The following is a 16,936-nucleotide window of genomic DNA, read 5'->3' on the forward strand; positions in this document are numbered from 1 at the left end:
AGCTCTCGCTAAAAAGGAAATAATAATGTTTTACAAACTCGTACTCATCTCACTAGCCTGGGCACTATTTGGGCTAAATACTTTAGCCTTTGGGCAAGGCCATTCTACAGATGGAAAGTTTTCAGTAGAGCAGTTGCACGCCGATTTTCATCAACTGTATCAAACTCTACAAACAGCACATATAGACCTTTACGCCAACATAACTAATCGGGAGTATGATCTCGCATTCGCAAACTACTTAGCACAGATAAACTCACCGATGAGCGCGATGCAGGCGCGCTTGCATTTTCAACGCTTTGTGGCGCTGGGCAAAGTAGCGCACGCAAAATTAGATTTACCCATAGCAGAATTTCGCGAGTATCGAGCCCGCGGCGGGGTTATGTTGCCACTATTTGTGAAAATCGATGGAGAAACTGTGTATGTCGATGAAGTAGTTGCACAACAAACAGGTGCCTTCGCTGGCTACAGGTTGACACACCTGAATGGTCAACCCATTGACTTTTGGATATCAGCAATGCGCGCCATGATTTCTGCAGACAATCAGCAGATTGCGAATACCCTGCTTGAAATGCAGTTTCCGTTTTTGCTGTGGTTATTGGATGGTGAACAAAACAACTATACCGTAACGTTGGTTAACGGCAGCGAATCAACCGTCCTTACAATTGCGACGCTGTCACGCAGCCAGCAAGATAGAATCATGGCAGAGCGCGATGTAACTACTACCAATACTTTGCCACGAGAAGCAAAATTGTTGACTGAGAAAATAGCTTATTTAAAGCCAGGTCCCTTTTATAACATTGATGATGCCAGCAGTGATGTTTGGGATAACCGGCCTTTCATCAGTTTCGTCGATAATGCGTTTCAAGAGTTTATCAAGCAGGATGTCAAGGCATTACTAATTGACCTTAGAGATAACCCCGGTGGCACAAATTCCTTCAGCGACCCCATGCTGTCGTGGTTTGCCCATGAGCCTTTTCGTTTTGCATCCGATTTTATTGTTAAAGTTAGTCCACAAGCTATTGCCGCTAATCAAGCCCGTTTGGTCGATACTCAAGGCGATAAATCAACCTCTGAAGAGTTGGCCGAATTTTACCAGAGGCACGCGGTGGGGGATTCCTTTTCACTTGAGTTGCCCCTCGCAACACCGCGCGAAAGAGAACAATTTACAGGGCTTGTTTTTGTGCTAGTCGATCGCTACACCTACTCCAATGCAGTGTCGGTCGCTGCGATTGCGCAAGACTACAGTTTTGCCACAGTGCTTGGCGAAAAAACGGCTGACCTTGCTACTACTTTCGGAGCGATGGAGCACTTCACTCTTGATCATTCTGGTTTTGAAGTTGCTTTTCCTAAAGCACTAATTGTGCGTCCTAACGGAGATAAGCGCCCTGACGGAGTGACTCCTGATATCGAGTTGAGCGCAGTTCTTGAACGTCGTGATCAGGATGTTCTTGCTGAAGCTGTTGAACACATTCAAATGCAGGTGGATAAGTAAAAAGGAAAAGACGCTTTTTGCCGCCAAATAGGTATACTTTACATATAGCTCTATTACAGCGGAACACCATGAACAAAGCGTTTATTCTATTGGCCTTATTGATAACGTTTACAGCAGTCGCCGAAGAGGAGGCTCCACCACCACCTCTTGATCCAAAGTACGAGGGTGATCATCACTTTGTATTGATGTCCAGCGAGTCTGATTTATTCGCTGCGTATATGCCCTCGTACGATGACCCTAGGGACCAACAGTTGGTCTACCTGATAGATGCGAAAGGACCGAATTTGTTTTACCTCGTGCGCGATGCTGATCTGATAACGGCTAAAACCAGTGCGTTTAATTTAGAGCGGCTGATCCGCGGTGAAAGTGTGAAACTCACTTTAAATGCATTTATGGGGGATTTTCGCTTGGGTGCAAGCCAAGTATACAGTGACGTAGAAGTTAATTTTAGTCGTCAGCTCTACTATCGTTCATTGGAAAATATAGAGCCTTCAGGCCTCAGACAGACCTACGACGTGGTTGAGTTTCGTAAGGGCGACCGTTTGATGATCCACAAAGTCAAACATGCGCCTAGTTATCAGCACATAGTGCTGGTTGAAGAGGCGAAGAATTGTGTTACTCAGTTTTTTCTGGATGACCCAGTACCGTCAGAGAATGCACTTTTGATGAAGTTATTGTTCTGTGGATCACTAAAACCCTTGTACTACAACGCGATGGATTTTCAGTAGCAAACCGAACGGCTGAACCTCACAGATTAGCCGATATTCAACGTTTGGCTTTCGCTAGAAATATGACATACTTGCGCGGCAAAATATAAATGGAACTCTAATTCGCGCATTTTGGACAGGTAAATGAGCCGCAGGATAATAACAATAATAAGCCTGACTCTAGGTCTATCAATAGGCTCCGTGCAAGCACAACAAGCTAAACCGAGTGAGCCAGCAAATTCCCCACTTACAATTCCTTATGTCGAAGGTGCGGCAAAATTAGATGGTGTGCTTGACGAGCCGCAGTGGCAACACGCAGCAAAGCAAACACTCGACTATGTTACCGAACCTTTTGAAAGCAATTTACCAGCACCGGTAAAAACCGAGGTTTTTATCTACGAAGACGGCAATTCTTTGTACGTTGCCTTCATCGCCCATGATCCAGACCCTGAAGCCATTCGAGCTTTCTATCGAGACCGAGATTTCATCTTTGGTGGAGATATGGTCGGAGTAAAATTGGATACATTCAATGATAGTCGGCTTGCCTACCAATTCTTTGTTAATCCCTTTGGTGTACAAGCAGATGTTATTGAAAATGAGATGACCAAAATAGAGAGCGAAGCGTGGAATGCCATTTGGGAGTCTGCTGGTCAAATTACTGAGCAAGGGTATGTTGTTGAGATGGCGTTACCTCTGCGCACTATGAATTTTAACGAGGGTGAGCGCACCAAGGTATGGGGTGCAGAATTCTTACGTTTTTACCCTCGAGAAGACTATTTGCGTATTTCCAACATTCCGCGCGATCGCAATAATTCCTGTTTGCTTTGTCAGTTAGAAGACATCCAAGGTTTTGAAACGGCGACTCAAGGTAAAAATTTAGCAGTTATTCCCACCTTTGTTGCGGGCCGCGGACGCACTCGAGATATCTACAGCACGCGCGAGTGGGAATATCAACAGAATCAAGAAGTTGGTCTTGACGTTAACTGGGGAATTACACCAGAAATCACCTTGCAAGCTACCCTCAATCCAGACTTTTCCCAAGTTGAAGCTGATGTCGCGCAACTTAGCATTAACAATACATTCGCGTTGTTCTTCGATGAGCAACGCCCATTTTTTACCGAGAATGCGGATTACTTTTCATCAAATTTAAACCTCGTATACACCCGTAATGTCGGGGCGCCCGACTATGGTGCAAAGATAACCGGAAGAGTCGGCGATCACTCGCTGGGGGTATTTGTTGCGAATGATGACTCAACCACTTTTTTAGTGCCAGGGAACTTGGGTTCTTCGGTTGCAGAGCTTGCTGAGTCATCAAACAATGCAGCAATTCGCTACCGTTTTGATGTTAGTGACAAGCTTTCCATCGGTTATGTCAGTACATTGCGTAAATCCGATAGTTACCATAACTATGTGAATGGGATTGATGTACGTTATCTGATCACCGACAAAGATACGTTGCGAGCTCAATGGGTGGTCTCGGATACGCAATACCCTGATCAATTGTTTCGCGACTTTTGCAGTGAAGACTGTTCTGGCTCCAGCAACTTAAGTGAGGAAGCGCTGCGTTTGCGTCAAACAGACAGCTTCACAGGTCGAGCGTTTAGGGTGAATTATCGTCACGAGGCCAGTGATTGGTATGTATATGCGGATCATTACGCTAACGGTGCAGACTTTCGCGCTGACCTAGGTTTTGTCTCCACGATCGATGACAATAAATCGGTGCTTGGCGGTGGCTATTACTGGTGGAATGATGATAGTTGGTGGAATCGAATTCGCATCAGTGGTGATTGGGACATCACCCATAACGACAACGGTGAGCTGTTAGAGCGAGAAATTGAGGCAAATTTTAGTATTCGTGGCGACTATCAAACTTATTTTGAAATCGGTGCTTTATCGCGGGACCGATCAGGATTACGTTGGGATAATGCAAGCCTTGCGATAGATAACAACACCAATCGTTTTGATGAGCGCCAATGGCATGTATTTGTTGAAACTCAGCCAAATGAAATTCTATACATGAATGCCTACTACAATAGTGGCGATCAAATTGACTTTGCCAACAATCGTCTTGGTGAGCGCGACTTGATAGAGGGTGAAGTGGAGTTGAATATTGGGCAACATCTTTATGTTGGCGCATATTTTTTATATAACGACTTCGAAGCCGACAATAAGCCTTTATTTACCGCTAAAATCTACGATGCACGATTAACTTATCAATTCGATACGCGTCAATTTTTACGCTTGATTTTGGCCTACGCAGATATTCACAGGAACCCTGACAACTATTTACAACCGGTTGATGCAGAATATCAAGATTTAAGCTGGCAATTGCTTTACAGCTACAAAATTAACCCGCTCACCAAGTTCTTTGTGGGTGTATCCGACGCATCATTTAACGACGATAGCCTGTCGCGTTTAACCAGTGCTGAGCAGTCTGTTTTTATGAAATTTAGTTACGCGTGGTTACCCTAACCGGTTGATAACCAAAACGCTCTGCATGAAAAGCCTTGCAATGATAGCTTACGTAGAGGATATTCTTTTTATACGTGCAGGTATCTTGCGGCTAGGTAACAGATGAAGTCCATCAAAGTTATTTCATATCTTCTTATTTCTATCTACCTTGTGCCATCTTCTATTTATGCTGATGAGCTTCGCGTTAGCATTCAACTACAACCTAAACAACGTGACAAGTTTGAACTTTTTCTTCATCGATTCTTTCTGGAGACAGGCATAAAAGTTAAATCAATGGTTGATTCAGATATGGGGTACAAACTTAAAGTGCCGGTTTGGTTGGAAGAGGGAAAAGACACACCAGATGTCATGTTTTGGAGTGCTTCGCAGCGTCTTTATCGGTATGCCGAAATGGGGTTGCTTATGCCCATCACAGACCTTTGGGACGAAGAACAATATGATGAGCAGTTTAAATTAATGAAGCATGGTGTCTCTTATCAAGGAGAAGTTTATGCAGTTCCATTCGCTCATTATCATTGGGGGCTTTATTATCGAAAATCCATGGTTAAGAATTTTGGTGGTTTACCTGAGGATTGGGAGTCTTTTCTCGCGCTATTGGCTCGAATGAAAGAAGCTGGTATTACGCCCCTTGGCATTGGGACAAAGCAAAATTGGCCGGCAGCCGCTTGGTTTGACTATATTGATTTGCGTACTAATGGATTGCAGTTTCATTTGGATTTACTCGGTGGGAAAATCTCCTTTCACCATCCCAGAGTGCAGAGTGTATTGAGTGACTGGAAAAGGTTGATAGACAACAAATATTATAATCGTGATCATATGTCGCACCGCTGGGATGGTTTGCTACCACTGTTTTATCGGAACCAGATTGGTTTTCTATTATTAGGGAGCTTCGTTGCTTCAAGATGGCCTGACAATCAGGAGTTGTACGATGATATTGGATTTTTACCCTTTCCCAAAATGCAAGATGATTTTCCCTACTTTGAGAATGCCCCAACAGATATTTTCGTGATCCCTAAAAATACTAAGCAAGAAAAAGAAGCTAAAGCTTTCATAAAATTTATTGCAAGGCCAGATGTTCAGACTGCACTGAATCATGATCTTGGGTACCTACCTCCCAACTCCAAAAGCACAGTTGGAAACGATAGGTTTGTGCAAGCAGGCTCACAAATGTTTCAACGTGCTGAGGGATTGGCGCAGTTTTTTGACCGAGATGCTCCCCCTGACTTTGAAAAGTTAGCAACGCCTTTGCTCGCGGATTTTATCACCACTGGTGACATACAGTCCCTGACAATAGAGTTAGAAAAGGCTAGATTAGAAGTGTTCGGGCCTCTGCAATAAGGACTTAATGTTTCGTGCAGCTAATTTAGGCTAAAGCTTTTTTGGTTCATGAGCAAAAACCTTTAGCGAACCTTATTCTCAATACTGGGGAATGGTAAGGTACCGTTACAATAACTTATGGAGAATTAAGAAACGTTTGTATCTTGTCATAATATCTTTCAGGCTGCTCCCACCAGATGATATGTCCGGACTTTTCGATAAAATGATACTCAGCGCCAAACAGTTCCGCAAATTCAATCGCTACACCGTATGGGATTGAGTCACATTGACCGTGCAGAATAATTGATGGAACAGGTTGCAATAAGGGGCGTACATCAAGCGCTTTAGGATTGTAATTAGTGGACATATAAGCATAAGCTCCAGAACCGCCTTCTTCGGGTTTTACCGCCGCAGGGTCACACACCATGCCAGCTGTAACTTGGCTGATAAGATTATTGAAAAGCGTATCCATTTCTTCGTCAGAAATCAGCTTGATATCAAACAAAAGCGCTCCGGCTAAAGCAAGCATCGGTTTAGGTTTGAAGACTGCACTGTCGGACGACTCATGGTAGCTCCATGGTTCGATAAAGGTATATTCCTCCGGCACCTCTACTCCATAGCGAATGGGGTTTCCATCTTTGTCATAAGACTCAGGAGTAATACCTCCAGGTGAAGAAAAAACGATTTTGTGGATTAGATGTGGGTGCTTTGCAACAAAATGGGCGGCAATGTCAGCGCCGAAAGAGTGCGCAATTAACGTTACCTGCTTTGCTTTCAAATGCTGAGTGATAATTTCGTGTAGGTCAGCAACATGATTTTGCAGAGTAACATCAGAAAACTTAGCTGGGCGGTCAGAGCGTCCAGAACCAAGTTGATCATAAAAATACAGTTCAAACCCATCATTACTGAGGGGGTATAGAGTTTCAATAATGCTTGAATGAATGTAGCCGCCGGGGCCACCGTGTAAAAAAATGATCGGTGTTTTACTTCTTGAAGCGCGACCATAGTGGCTGAAAGCGATTTTATATCCTCTATTTAACTCCCAATAGCGAGTATCGGCATCTGCCTGGATTAACGAAACCGTCCTAGGTTCAGGTAGATAGGCGAAAATGAAGAAAATCAGGAGTAAAAAGATAAACAAGAGGCAAAAACTTTTAACGAGTATTTTACGCATAGCAGTGTTGTGTGACGATGATGTATAAAATTTACTTGTATTCGAACTTTACACTCGTTGGCAGTCAATGCTTAAATCGTAATCAGATGTGTATAGCGCTAGTTCAATTCTAAATGTATTCTGCACACGCAAAAAGCATCAAAATCAAAAACATAGAAGATTGATTTCCATGAAAATTAATGGAGCAGTTGATTAAGCAATATCACAGCTTCGCAGGGGACAAATGCGCATATTAATTTTAGCCAATAAAGATTTGGCGAGCTTATTGGCGATTAACTTGTTACTTAAATCTGCTGAGCAGCATATATTCTCGATTTTATTGTCTGAAAAAGTGGGGCAGCCTGACTCATCAAGCTCTCCGCTTACGGAACTCAGCTTTTTCGAGCAAACGCTTTTTAACGATATTGTACTGCCACTGAGCGATAAAGCCGGAGAAAATCGAGATCGCTATTTAGATAGCTTTGAGACCATAAAGCGCAACGGAGTTGATTTAGCTGATATTGTTAACATAAACAGTACGGATGGTCTAAACATTGTTTCTGGTATAGCTCCAGACTTAATAGTATCGATTAGATTCGGTCAAATACTGCAACAACCTATCATTGATATACCTGAGCTGGGAGTCATTAACTTACATTCCGGTATACTTCCGAATTATCGCGGTGTTATGGCCACATTTTGGTCAATGCTGCATGGAGAAAGGGAAATTGGAACAACCTTACACTTTATTGATTCCAACAAAATAGATGCGGGTTCCATCATTGCAATTGCAAGATCTGAGATCGATTACGATAAGTCGTATCTGCATAATGTGTTATCGCTTTATCCTCAAGGAGTCAGGCTAATCGTTAGGGCTATCGAGCGACTAGCTCAAGACGAGCGTTTAGCAGCGAAGCCGTTGGATATAAGTTTGGGACGTTATTTCGGTTTACCGGATCGACAAGCATTGAACACATTTGCAGAACAAGGACATCAGTTAATTGATTACTCAGAAATCGTGGGTTTTTCACAATGGTTTTATCAACCCGAGAAAGCATTGAAACCAAGTGGTAAAGCGTAACGACAATGTCAATCGCCTAGTTAAATAAATCGTAGCCATTCCCGCCGGTGTTGCTTTACCCACGCTGCGTCAGTGTTTGACATAAACTCAAAGTCGGCAAAATCAAATCCAGGTGCAACGCTACAGCCTACCAGTGAATAATCGCCCGTACTCTCTGCCGCCTGCCATTGGCCTCCTTCGATCACATGAGCAAAGCGGTTTGCGCTGCCAATAATGACTGACTCACTGGTCGTTTGAGCCTCAGCTGACTGCGATTGGTGATTATGAATGTGCAGCAAACGCAAGGGGGCACCGGCGTAGAAGTTCCAGATTTCATCATGCACGACGCGATGAAAGCGGCTAACCTGCCCAGCCAATAATAGAAAGTATATGTGGGTTAATGCAGGGCGGGGGTGAGAATGAATGGGCGAGTCGATCGTTTGTGCTGAACGGTAGACTTCACTGTAAAAACCGCCTTCGGGATGAGGTTTTAATTTTAAAGCGTCAATCAATTGCTGCATTTTTCTGCTATTCAGGTAATCTATTTGTTGCCAGTTTGCAACATAAGCAAACATAAAGACAATAAAAGGCATTTTGGGGAGTGCAACTGTGTTAGGGGTAACTGAAGATCTGTTAATGATATTCGCCCTGATTGGCATCGCGAGTATCGGTATTGAGTGGCTTGTGTACCGCTTTAATTCTTTGATCTGTTTTTCTATCGGGCTAGGGTTCTTATTCGCTTCAGCATTGTCATCGTTACAGGTTATCGGTAACGACTGGCTGAGTTTATTTGGCTGTCTGCTGATAACGACAGTGTTTTTTCTTGTGGCATTCCGTCCATCGTTTAAGAATATTCGCTCAAACCTCGATGGAACAAGGGCTGCAAGAGATTTGGTCGGCTATCGTTTTTTGCTGGTTAACGACCTTAATGGCGCCCAAAAGTGTGTGCACCACTATTCTGGCCGAGCATGGCGATTGCGTAGCAAAGATGTAATAAAAGCAGGCACTTGGGTCGAAGTTACGCGCGCTGACTTAGGTGAATTCACCATTCGTCCACGTTACGAACCATAGCCTGTCGCCGAACACGGACAGTGCAATCTAAAAATAGCGGCGTAAATGTTGTTGTCGGAGCCGCTCATGACGCTTGCGCTTGTTTGCTTTGCTGATCCGAGTGGTAACATAAATCCCGTACACTACAGCCGCTAAGAAAATGATTTCATTAGAAATTGTACCGTAATGATAAATGCTATAAACGGTAATTGGGGTTCCTACGAACATTAAAAAAAGAACTAAAACGCTGACAATACTCATACTACTCTGCTCGTCATGGGGTAATTTTCATTTGGACCTTTTATAAAGCGAATTCTGTACCAAGTGTTTTGAACTATCAGTAGTGTTAGCGAAATTATAACGAGAATATTTTATGACTGGAGAAATTGCTGCGTTGACTACGGCCTGCTGCTGGGCGGTAGCTGCGCGGATGTTTCAATTACTGGGTGGTTATTTTAATCCCTTAGCGCTGAATTTGTGGAAAGGTGCCCTCGCCGCCATAGTGTTATTGGTGGTAACACTGATCTTTCCATTGCAAGTTGCTTTGAGTAACACCGCTATATTTTGGCTGGTGTTAAGCGGCATCATTGGGATTGGGTTAGGTGATACATTTTTCTTTCGTGCGCTCAACCTGATTGGTGATAGCCAATCAATTTTAGTCGCCGAAACTCTCGCACCAATCTTAACGGCTCTATTTGCAATGGCGTGGATCAACGAATGGCTGACCTGGCAACAATGGCTTGGTATTGCTGTTGTTATTCTGTCGGTCGACGTGATCATAAAAATTCAAAAACGCGACACCACTCGATTGTTTTCACTCACGGGTTATGTTTTCGCAGCTCTAGCTGCAGTCTGTCAGGCTGTAGGAGCAGTTATCAGTCGTGATATTTTGACCAGTACTGGCGTGGATGCAGCAAATGCATCGCTGTTTCGTTTGCTCGGCGGGCTTGCGGCGATTGTGGTGTTGATGCTGCTGATGCGTCGGTCATTTAAGCCCGCCAAACCTTTAGGCAAGCAAGGGCTTAAGTTATTGCTCTGGGCAACTATGCTAGGAACCTTTGCTGCCTTGTTCCTACAAATGATCGCATTCACGCATACCAAGGCTGCTATTGTGCAAACCTTGTTCGCGACGAGCGTAGTACTCTCGTTACTTGTGGCTAAATATTTAGGTGAGCATGTGGATAAACGTACGTTTATTTGGTCGTTGTTTGCTTTGCTGGGCGTTAGTGTGTTGATTTTGTCATAACACCTCTGTATACTCCGCGCCCTTACAGCCAACCAACCCGTTCCTTGTCTCCATGCAGAAGGCTGTACTGCCCGAGACTACAACCGTAAGGAGCAGACATGCGTCATTACGAAATCGTTTTTATGGTTCACCCTGATCAGAGTGAACAGGTCCCTGCGATGATCGAGAAATACTCGACTATCCTTAAGCAGGATGGCGGTCAGATCCACCGTTTAGAAGACTGGGGTCGTCGTCAATTAGCTTATCCAATCGAAAAGCTACACAAAGCACATTACGTGCTAATCAATGCTGAAGCGACTGCCGAAGCAGTTGAAGAACTTGAAACTGCATTCCGTTTCAACGACATCGTGCTACGTAACCTAGTGATGCGTACTAAATCTGCGGTAACCGAAGCGTCACCAATGATGAAAGAAGAGCGTCGTGAGCGTCGCGAAGATGCTCCAGCAAAACCTGCTGCTAGCGCAGACTCAGAATAAGGAGAATTACCATGGCTCGTTTTTTTAGACGTCGTAAATTCTGCCGTTTTTCAGCTGAAGGCGTAGCAGAGATTGATTATAAAGATATCGCTACATTGAAAAACTACATCACTGAAAGCGGTAAAATCGTACCTAGCCGTATCACTGGCACAAGTGCGAAATATCAGCGTCAGTTATCAACTGCTATCAAGCGTGCGCGCTTCCTAGCGTTGTTGCCTTACACTGATTCACATAAGTAATTGGCGAACTAATAGGGGTATTGTAGATGGACATTATTCTACTAGATAAAATCGCCAACTTAGGCGGATTGGGCGACAAAGTGACTGTTAAGTCTGGTTACGCACGTAACTTTTTGTTCCCGCAAGGTAAAGCTGTTCCAGCAACTAAAGCTAACCTAGAAAAGTTTGAACAGCGTCGTGCTGAGCTTGAAGCGAAAATCGCTGATGAGCTAGCTGCTGCACAAGCGCGTGCTGAGAAAGTACAAGCACTAGCTGAAGTAACTATTGCTGCTCCAGCTGGTGACGAAGGTAAACTTTTCGGTTCTGTTGGTACACGTGATATCGCTGAAGCAATTACTGCTGCTGGCGTTGATGTTGCTAAAGCTGAAGTTAAATTGCCTACAGGTACTTTACGTGAAACAGGTGAATTTGAAATTGATTTACAACTTCACTCAGATGTTATGACTTCTATCAAGTTGATCATTATCGCTGAAGCGTAAGACATACTGTCAATTCTAAAAGCCGCCTCGGTGTAATCCGCAGGCGGTTTTTTTATGCGTACAGAAAAGTGCTAGGTCGTTGGGCCGCGCCAATGCGACTGGAGTTTGGATAAGATCTGAGTGAAAGGTGCTGTATCGATGTCTTCTAACTTAGCTAATGCATGGGCGACGGCTTCTAGAGTACTCAAACTGTCTTCACGCGGCGCTTTGCGGATCTTATATTGACTGGGGTGAGCTGGCGTAATAGCGACACATGGGAGTTCATGCAGCCAAGGATTGCTCAACCATAGTTTACGCGCTTTGCGCCATGTGCCATCCAAAACAATGATATGTTGCGGCGTGTCATTGGTTTCTGCCCAAGATTCCAAGGCTTGCGCATGCTCTGTTGGATACAGCACAATGGTGTTTTTTACCCGTCCTGTGTGCGCTTGGACAGCGCTAAAGTCTGTGGGTATCTCACCTACCGTTAGTTCCGCTTTGGGTAGCAACAAAGGTAGTAAGCGAGCGGTATTTTTAGCATGCTTTTGTTCGCTGGGGTGCTGCAAAATGCTGATACGTACCGCAGAATCAAGCAACTGAATGGCGTCACATACGCAAGTGCTAATTGGGTATCGGCAGCTAGAGCATACTGCGCGACTCGTTGCCGTCACAACTTATCCTATAATAGCGCAGCGCGCTTTTGCAGTCGCAGCTGCCACTCAGGATCTAAACCGTCCAGTGCTGCGGCACGTTCGATAGTAGCTTTGCTTGCCGTAGGGTCATTCACGCACTGCATAAATTCACGAATTGACATGCTGCCCGCGTTTCGGTTTTTGATTGAAACGGGGTCTCCAACGGACATGATGCCGGTTTCAAGCACGCGGTAATACCAACCACAAATGTTATGGGTGTTCACAAAGCGATCAAGATTCTTGATCCCAAACCGGTGTGATATTTTATTGCACGGCACGCGTGGCGAGCCTACTTGTAGTACGACCTTTCCCATCTGCACAACATCACCAATCAGGGTATTATCGTCATCCATCCCTTCGATCGATATATTCTCGCCAATACTGCCGGGTACAAACTTTACAGTATGTTCTGGAAAATGCTGCTGAAACAACTTGTAATTAGCGGGTGCGTACTGATGCAGTACCTTTTCTTTACCACCGTGCAGTTTCTTATTGCCTTGCTCATCTTCTTGCGTGCCATCAAATGCGACAGTTAATTGCTGAACGGCACTTTTTATAATGCTACTGGGTGCGCCTCGTGGCCCAAAAGCAACAGGTTTTGCGGCAAATAGTTGATTGATAAACATTATCTTTGATTTTTCGATACTATTGTTAAAGACCAGTGTAAACCATGTGCACACTGAGCAAAAAAAAATTATTCACGGTTTAAACCTTTGCTAGCTGCACAGCGACAAAGCTAGTAACTCTAACCGGTAACACTTGGTGACAGACATGCTTGAACTGGCACCCAAACGGAAACCAAGCAACATGGCAGAACCTCAGGGTAGCGTTGTAGACGCACAAACCACATTTGCCGAGAAGGCAGAGCGCGATGTGATCAGTGCAGCGCAGCAAGGTAGCAAAGAGGCGTATAGGAAGCTGTATGACGCCTATGTCGGGCGCGTCTATGCATTATGCTTGCGCCTAACCGGCGAACGCACAATGGCGGAAGATGCCACGCAAGAAGTGTTCATCCAGTTATGGCGTAAGTTGGAGAACTTTAACGGTCAGAGTAAGTTTTCTACTTGGTTACACAGTGTCACTTCGAATATCACAATTTCGTATATTCGTAAGCAAAAAGGCTGGTGGCAGAGAACCTTCAATATCGAAAGTTCCCCTGTGATGGAAAGCCAAGCAGAGCAATCAGTCGATGAAGTATCGTTAGATAAGTACATTGTTCGATTGCCTGAACGCGCTAGACATGTATTTGTCTTGCATGCACTCGAAGGCTATCGACATGAAGAGATTGCCGACATGTTGGACATGGCGGTGGGCTCAAGCAAAGCGCAGTTTCATCGAGCAAAGCAATTATTAACGGAGTGGATGGGTGATGAATAAGCAACAACATCAACTGCAGCAGGCTATCAATGACCTTCCGCGCGAGAAAATGCCAGAGCGTGATCTGTGGCAAGGAATAGAACTTGGCATAGAACGTCAAGAAGCAGCCACTGAGACTCCAAAAAAGTCGCAGTGGCAGTACTCGGTAGCCGCAAGCGTAGCATTTGTAGCGGTACTTGGGTGGCTTGCATTCGCTCAACTTAAGGTCACCGAAGTGCAAGAAAGTACTCAGCCGACCGCGGCAGAATTAGCAGGCATGCTGGCAACACAGCACAATGCTCAAAAAGAGGCGCTTTTGGTCAGTTTACAGGATCAACCTGCGTTGACTGAGAACTGGCAAGAACAGTTAGACGAATTAGATGCTGCAGCGAATGCAATCAAGGCAGCGTTAAAGCAAGACCCGAATAACACAGCATTACTTAAAATGCTCCAGAATGTGTATCAACAACAGATTGGGCTGATTGAACGAGTCCATGCGCCCAAATGGCGCCAGATTTAACCAGAGGTATTGGATCATGAATATTAATGTAAAAGCGACACGCAACTTATCGAGATTCACGCTGTCTCTGGGCACCTGCTTAATGCTCGCGTCGGCAAGCGCATGGGCTGGGCAGAAAGTTGACGAAAGAATGAGTGTAGACAGCGACAGCTATATCGATATCGAACATATGAATGGTAAAGCGGTTGTTAAAGGCTGGGACAAAGATGAAGTTCATGTACAAGGTGAACTCAGTGAGCGCGCTGAAGAGTTTGTTTTTAAGAAGCGCGGCAACCGCATCGAAATTGAAGTGGAAATGAAGCACTCTTCGCACCGCGAAGGCGGCTGGAAGTATTGGAATAATGACGGCGGAGATGATTTAACCATCTATGTGCCCATGCACAGTCGCGTGCAATATGAGTCAGTAAATGCGAGCTTTGACGCTGAGAATTTACATGGTGGCTTGTCTGTAGAAGTGGTGAATGGACATGTTGATGTGAATGACCTTACTGGCCGCATTCGCTTAGAGTCTGTCAATGGTGATATTAGGGCTCAGAAACTGTCGGGTGACGTACACATTGAAACGGTTAACGGATCGATTGAAGGTAAGCATAGTGGCGAGGGCGACATTACTTTTACCTCGGTCAACGGAAATATTTATATCGCTTCGGATAGCCGTGAAATTTCTACCGAAACGGTTAATGGCGATGTGCAGTTAGAACTGCAAGAAGTTGAAGAACTGGATTTAAGCACCGTCAACGGTAGTGTTGAAGTTTCCATGCACTTGCTCGACAACGGTGATGTGCGGGTCTCAAGTGTTGGTGGCTCAGTAGAGCTGACCTTCCAAGAGAATGTCTCAGCGCGTTTTGATATCGAAGGGCATGCGGGTGGTCGATTTGTTAATCGCTTAACCGACGATAAAATGCAAAAAGATAAGTATGGTCCGCGTCGTTGGTTAGAGTTTAGTACGGGCAGTGGTGAGGCAAAAGTAGAAGTCTCTACAGTGAATGGACGAGTAGAATTATCTCGCCGTTAATCCCGAGCTTTACTTGAAGTATCAAGCGGTTGCTGAAAAGTGACCGCTTTTTTTGTATGTGAAGATAGTGCTAGTGGGCATTTTACTGCATAATAGCTAGCCGTTTTTGAGTCAGTGAATTCGTCAGTGGAAGTCGTTAAGTCGTCAAAAAAAGATAGTACCGTTGAAAAGCTCAAAGTGCCGCCGCACTCGATTGAGGCAGAGCAGTCAGTGCTCGGCAGTATGCTTATCGCGCCAGAATCGTGGGATACGGTTACTGAGATAATCGGCACAGACGACTTCTATAATCGTGCTCACCAAACTATATTCAGTGCGATATTAAATCTTCTCAAGCAAAATCACCCTATTGATCTCATCACAGTGTCAGAGTTTCTCGAGAAGAACGATACATTGGAAGAGAGCGGTGGCTTTGCGTATCTAGCCGAGTTGGCTAAGAATACGCCTAGCGCGGCTAACGTAGCAGCCTATGCCAGTATTATTAAAGAGCGCGCGATTACGCGTGAATTGATTGGGGTTGCCCACCATATTGCTGAAGTCGGCTTCAACCCTGAAGGTCGCAGCAGTATGGAAATTCTCGATCTGGCAGAATCTAAAGTCTTTGAGATTGCGGAAAAACGCACCGGCGAGAATGAAGGCCCGCGAGATGTTGAGAAGGTTCTTGGGAAAACTGTCGACCGTTTAGAAGCTTTGGTTAAATCGGGTAAGGAAGTTACCGGTGTGACTACAGGCTTTCATGATCTGGATAAGAAAACCAGTGGCTTGCAACCCTCAGATTTGATCATTGTCGCAGCACGTCCGTCGATGGGTAAAACCACGTTTGCCATGAACCTTTGTGAGAACGCCATGATGGCGGAAGACAAGCCGGTTTTGGTATTCAGCTTGGAGATGCCTTCTGAACAGTTGATGATGCGTATGCTGGCATCATTAAGCCGAGTTGATCAAACCAAAATTCGTACCGCACAATTGGATGATACGGACTGGTCACGAATTTCTCGCACCATGTCGATGCTAAAAGAAAAAAATAATCTGTTTATCGACGATTCCTCGGGTTTAACGCCGATGGATGTGCGCACTCGGGCACGTAAGATTGCACGTGACAACGGGGGGATCAGCTTGATCATGGTGGATTACCTGCAATTGATGCGCGTTCCCAGCCTGGCCGACAACCGAACCTTGGAAATTGCCGAAATTTCACGCTCGTTGAAAGCGTTGGCCAAGGAGCTTGAGGTGCCAGTGGTTGCCTTGTCACAGCTCAATCGTGGCTTAGAGCAACGAGCTGATAAGCGTCCGGTCAATTCAGACCTGCGTGAATCGGGTTCTATCGAGCAAGACGCCGACTTGATCATGTTTATCTATCGTGATGAGGTGTATCACGAAAACAGCGAATACAAAGGGGTTGCAGAAATCATTATCGGCAAGCAGCGGAACGGTCCTATAGGGACGTCAAGGCTGACTTTCCAAGGCCAGTTCTCCCGCTTTGATAATTACGCAGGCCCAGCAGTCGCTGATGAGTATTAAGCGACCGATATTTTGCTTCACTGCTGACTATTAGCATTTCAATTTTATCCATACGCGAATAGTAAGTGAGTGTACACTCTTCAAAAATGTACTCCCTCGAGCTAGCTTTCGGTGACCTTGTCACCTGTAAGGAGTTAACTGACTTTTTGATTGTTCGAGGATGTT

Annotated in this window: 18 protein-coding genes; 14 read left to right on the forward strand and 4 right to left on the reverse strand. The window is 44.9% G+C overall.

All coding sequences use genetic code 11. The features are described 5' to 3' along the window. The first annotated feature begins 25 nt into the window (after positions 1 to 25). The 4 genes from CSH92_RS11385 (at position 26) to CSH92_RS11400 (ending at position 6,009) form a co-directional block, all read left to right on the forward strand. Positions 26 to 1,492: a S41 family peptidase gene (locus CSH92_RS11385; RefSeq protein WP_100657756.1), complete on the forward strand. Its 1,467-nt coding sequence runs from the start codon at positions 26 to 28 to the stop codon at positions 1,490 to 1,492. Positions 1,493 to 1,560: 68 nt separating this feature from the next. Then, on the forward strand, positions 1,561 to 2,220 hold the full coding sequence (locus CSH92_RS11390) for a hypothetical protein (RefSeq protein WP_100657757.1): 660 nt from the start codon (positions 1,561 to 1,563) through the stop codon (positions 2,218 to 2,220). Between the two features lie 180 nt (positions 2,221 to 2,400). Then, the gene (locus CSH92_RS11395) at positions 2,401 to 4,671 is read left to right on the forward strand and encodes a carbohydrate binding family 9 domain-containing protein (protein WP_164084724.1); all 2,271 of its coding nucleotides are present in this window, start codon (positions 2,401 to 2,403) and stop codon (positions 4,669 to 4,671) included. 102 nt (positions 4,672 to 4,773) lie between these two features. Next, positions 4,774 to 6,009: an ABC transporter substrate-binding protein gene (locus tag CSH92_RS11400; protein WP_100657759.1), complete on the forward strand. Its 1,236-nt coding sequence runs from the start codon at positions 4,774 to 4,776 to the stop codon at positions 6,007 to 6,009. 115 nt (positions 6,010 to 6,124) lie between these two features. On the opposite strand, the gene CSH92_RS11405 is transcribed toward CSH92_RS11400, so the two are convergent. After that, positions 6,125 to 7,162, reverse strand: coding sequence for an alpha/beta fold hydrolase (locus CSH92_RS11405; protein ID WP_100657760.1), 1,038 nt, complete (start codon positions 7,160 to 7,162; stop codon positions 6,125 to 6,127). A 223-nt stretch (positions 7,163 to 7,385) separates the two neighbouring features. Between CSH92_RS11405 and CSH92_RS11410 the strand changes: the two genes are divergently transcribed. Beyond that, positions 7,386 to 8,222, forward strand: coding sequence for a formyl transferase (locus tag CSH92_RS11410; protein WP_100657761.1), 837 nt, complete (start codon positions 7,386 to 7,388; stop codon positions 8,220 to 8,222). Between the two features lie 20 nt (positions 8,223 to 8,242). On the opposite strand, the gene CSH92_RS11415 is transcribed toward CSH92_RS11410, so the two are convergent. Beyond that, on the reverse strand, positions 8,243 to 8,722 hold the full coding sequence (locus CSH92_RS11415) for a cupin domain-containing protein (RefSeq protein WP_100657875.1): 480 nt from the start codon (positions 8,720 to 8,722) through the stop codon (positions 8,243 to 8,245). A gap of 88 nt (positions 8,723 to 8,810) precedes the next feature. On the opposite strand from CSH92_RS11415, the gene CSH92_RS11420 reads away from it, so the two are divergent. From CSH92_RS11420 to rplI, 5 genes are all read left to right on the forward strand, one after another. Further along, positions 8,811 to 9,272, forward strand: a complete 462-nt coding sequence (locus CSH92_RS11420; RefSeq protein WP_124916951.1) for an NfeD family protein — start codon at positions 8,811 to 8,813, stop codon at positions 9,270 to 9,272. A gap of 352 nt (positions 9,273 to 9,624) precedes the next feature. Next, the gene (locus CSH92_RS11430; RefSeq protein ID WP_100657764.1) at positions 9,625 to 10,497 is read left to right on the forward strand and encodes a DMT family transporter; all 873 of its coding nucleotides are present in this window, start codon (positions 9,625 to 9,627) and stop codon (positions 10,495 to 10,497) included. 98 nt (positions 10,498 to 10,595) lie between these two features. Continuing rightward, entirely contained in the window at positions 10,596 to 10,973 is a 378-nt protein-coding gene (rpsF, locus tag CSH92_RS11435; protein ID WP_100657765.1) for a 30S ribosomal protein S6, read from the forward strand. A gap of 11 nt (positions 10,974 to 10,984) precedes the next feature. Next, positions 10,985 to 11,212, forward strand: coding sequence for a 30S ribosomal protein S18 (gene rpsR, locus CSH92_RS11440; RefSeq protein ID WP_100643580.1), 228 nt, complete (start codon positions 10,985 to 10,987; stop codon positions 11,210 to 11,212). 26 nt (positions 11,213 to 11,238) lie between these two features. Continuing rightward, positions 11,239 to 11,691: a 50S ribosomal protein L9 gene (gene rplI / locus CSH92_RS11445; RefSeq protein ID WP_100657766.1), complete on the forward strand. Its 453-nt coding sequence runs from the start codon at positions 11,239 to 11,241 to the stop codon at positions 11,689 to 11,691. 71 nt (positions 11,692 to 11,762) lie between these two features. On the opposite strand, the gene CSH92_RS11450 is transcribed toward rplI, so the two are convergent. Together CSH92_RS11450 and CSH92_RS11455 are read right to left on the reverse strand one after the other, a co-directional pair. Next, the gene (locus CSH92_RS11450; protein WP_100657767.1) at positions 11,763 to 12,341 is read right to left on the reverse strand and encodes a tRNA-uridine aminocarboxypropyltransferase; all 579 of its coding nucleotides are present in this window, start codon (positions 12,339 to 12,341) and stop codon (positions 11,763 to 11,765) included. A gap of 8 nt (positions 12,342 to 12,349) precedes the next feature. After that, on the reverse strand, positions 12,350 to 12,988 hold the full coding sequence (locus tag CSH92_RS11455) for an MOSC domain-containing protein (protein WP_100657876.1): 639 nt from the start codon (positions 12,986 to 12,988) through the stop codon (positions 12,350 to 12,352). Between the two features lie 181 nt (positions 12,989 to 13,169). On the opposite strand from CSH92_RS11455, the gene CSH92_RS11460 reads away from it, so the two are divergent. The 4 genes from CSH92_RS11460 (at position 13,170) to dnaB (ending at position 16,771) form a co-directional block, all read left to right on the forward strand. Next, positions 13,170 to 13,739: an RNA polymerase sigma factor gene (locus tag CSH92_RS11460; protein ID WP_100657877.1), complete on the forward strand. Its 570-nt coding sequence runs from the start codon at positions 13,170 to 13,172 to the stop codon at positions 13,737 to 13,739. After that, positions 13,732 to 14,238, forward strand: a complete 507-nt coding sequence (locus tag CSH92_RS11465; RefSeq protein WP_100657768.1) for a hypothetical protein — start codon at positions 13,732 to 13,734, stop codon at positions 14,236 to 14,238. The genes CSH92_RS11460 and CSH92_RS11465 overlap by 8 nt, the downstream gene beginning before the upstream one ends. Before the next feature lie 16 nt (positions 14,239 to 14,254). After that, complete coding sequence (locus CSH92_RS11470; RefSeq protein ID WP_100657769.1) at positions 14,255 to 15,253, forward strand: DUF4097 family beta strand repeat-containing protein; 999 nt, start codon at positions 14,255 to 14,257, stop codon at positions 15,251 to 15,253. 114 nt (positions 15,254 to 15,367) lie between these two features. After that, positions 15,368 to 16,771, forward strand: coding sequence for a replicative DNA helicase (gene dnaB, locus CSH92_RS11475; protein WP_420807509.1), 1,404 nt, complete (start codon positions 15,368 to 15,370; stop codon positions 16,769 to 16,771). The last annotated feature ends 165 nt before the right edge of the window (positions 16,772 to 16,936 follow it).

The sequence above is a fragment of the Neoalteromonas flava genome, from assembly GCF_002807685.1.
GTDB classification, from domain to species: Bacteria; Pseudomonadota; Gammaproteobacteria; order Enterobacterales; family Alteromonadaceae; genus Alteromonas_E; species Alteromonas_E flava.

Coding starts and splice junctions, on each gene's coding strand:
- CSH92_RS11385 (WP_100657756.1), top strand. CDS start 26: ATGTTTTACAAACTCGTACTCATCTCACTAGCCTGGGCACTATTTGGG.
- CSH92_RS11390 (WP_100657757.1), top strand. CDS start 1,561: ATGAACAAAGCGTTTATTCTATTGGCCTTATTGATAACGTTTACAGCA.
- CSH92_RS11400 (WP_100657759.1), top strand. CDS start 4,774: ATGAAGTCCATCAAAGTTATTTCATATCTTCTTATTTCTATCTACCTT.
- CSH92_RS11405 (WP_100657760.1), bottom strand. CDS start 7,162: ATGCGTAAAATACTCGTTAAAAGTTTTTGCCTCTTGTTTATCTTTTTA.
- CSH92_RS11410 (WP_100657761.1), top strand. CDS start 7,386: ATGCGCATATTAATTTTAGCCAATAAAGATTTGGCGAGCTTATTGGCG.
- CSH92_RS11415 (WP_100657875.1), bottom strand. CDS start 8,722: ATGCAGCAATTGATTGACGCTTTAAAATTAAAACCTCATCCCGAAGGC.
- CSH92_RS11430 (WP_100657764.1), top strand. CDS start 9,625: ATGACTGGAGAAATTGCTGCGTTGACTACGGCCTGCTGCTGGGCGGTA.
- rpsF (WP_100657765.1), top strand. CDS start 10,596: ATGCGTCATTACGAAATCGTTTTTATGGTTCACCCTGATCAGAGTGAA.
- rpsR (WP_100643580.1), top strand. CDS start 10,985: ATGGCTCGTTTTTTTAGACGTCGTAAATTCTGCCGTTTTTCAGCTGAA.
- rplI (WP_100657766.1), top strand. CDS start 11,239: ATGGACATTATTCTACTAGATAAAATCGCCAACTTAGGCGGATTGGGC.
- CSH92_RS11455 (WP_100657876.1), bottom strand. CDS start 12,988: ATGTTTATCAATCAACTATTTGCCGCAAAACCTGTTGCTTTTGGGCCA.
- CSH92_RS11460 (WP_100657877.1), top strand. CDS start 13,170: ATGGCAGAACCTCAGGGTAGCGTTGTAGACGCACAAACCACATTTGCC.
- CSH92_RS11465 (WP_100657768.1), top strand. CDS start 13,732: ATGAATAAGCAACAACATCAACTGCAGCAGGCTATCAATGACCTTCCG.
- CSH92_RS11470 (WP_100657769.1), top strand. CDS start 14,255: ATGAATATTAATGTAAAAGCGACACGCAACTTATCGAGATTCACGCTG.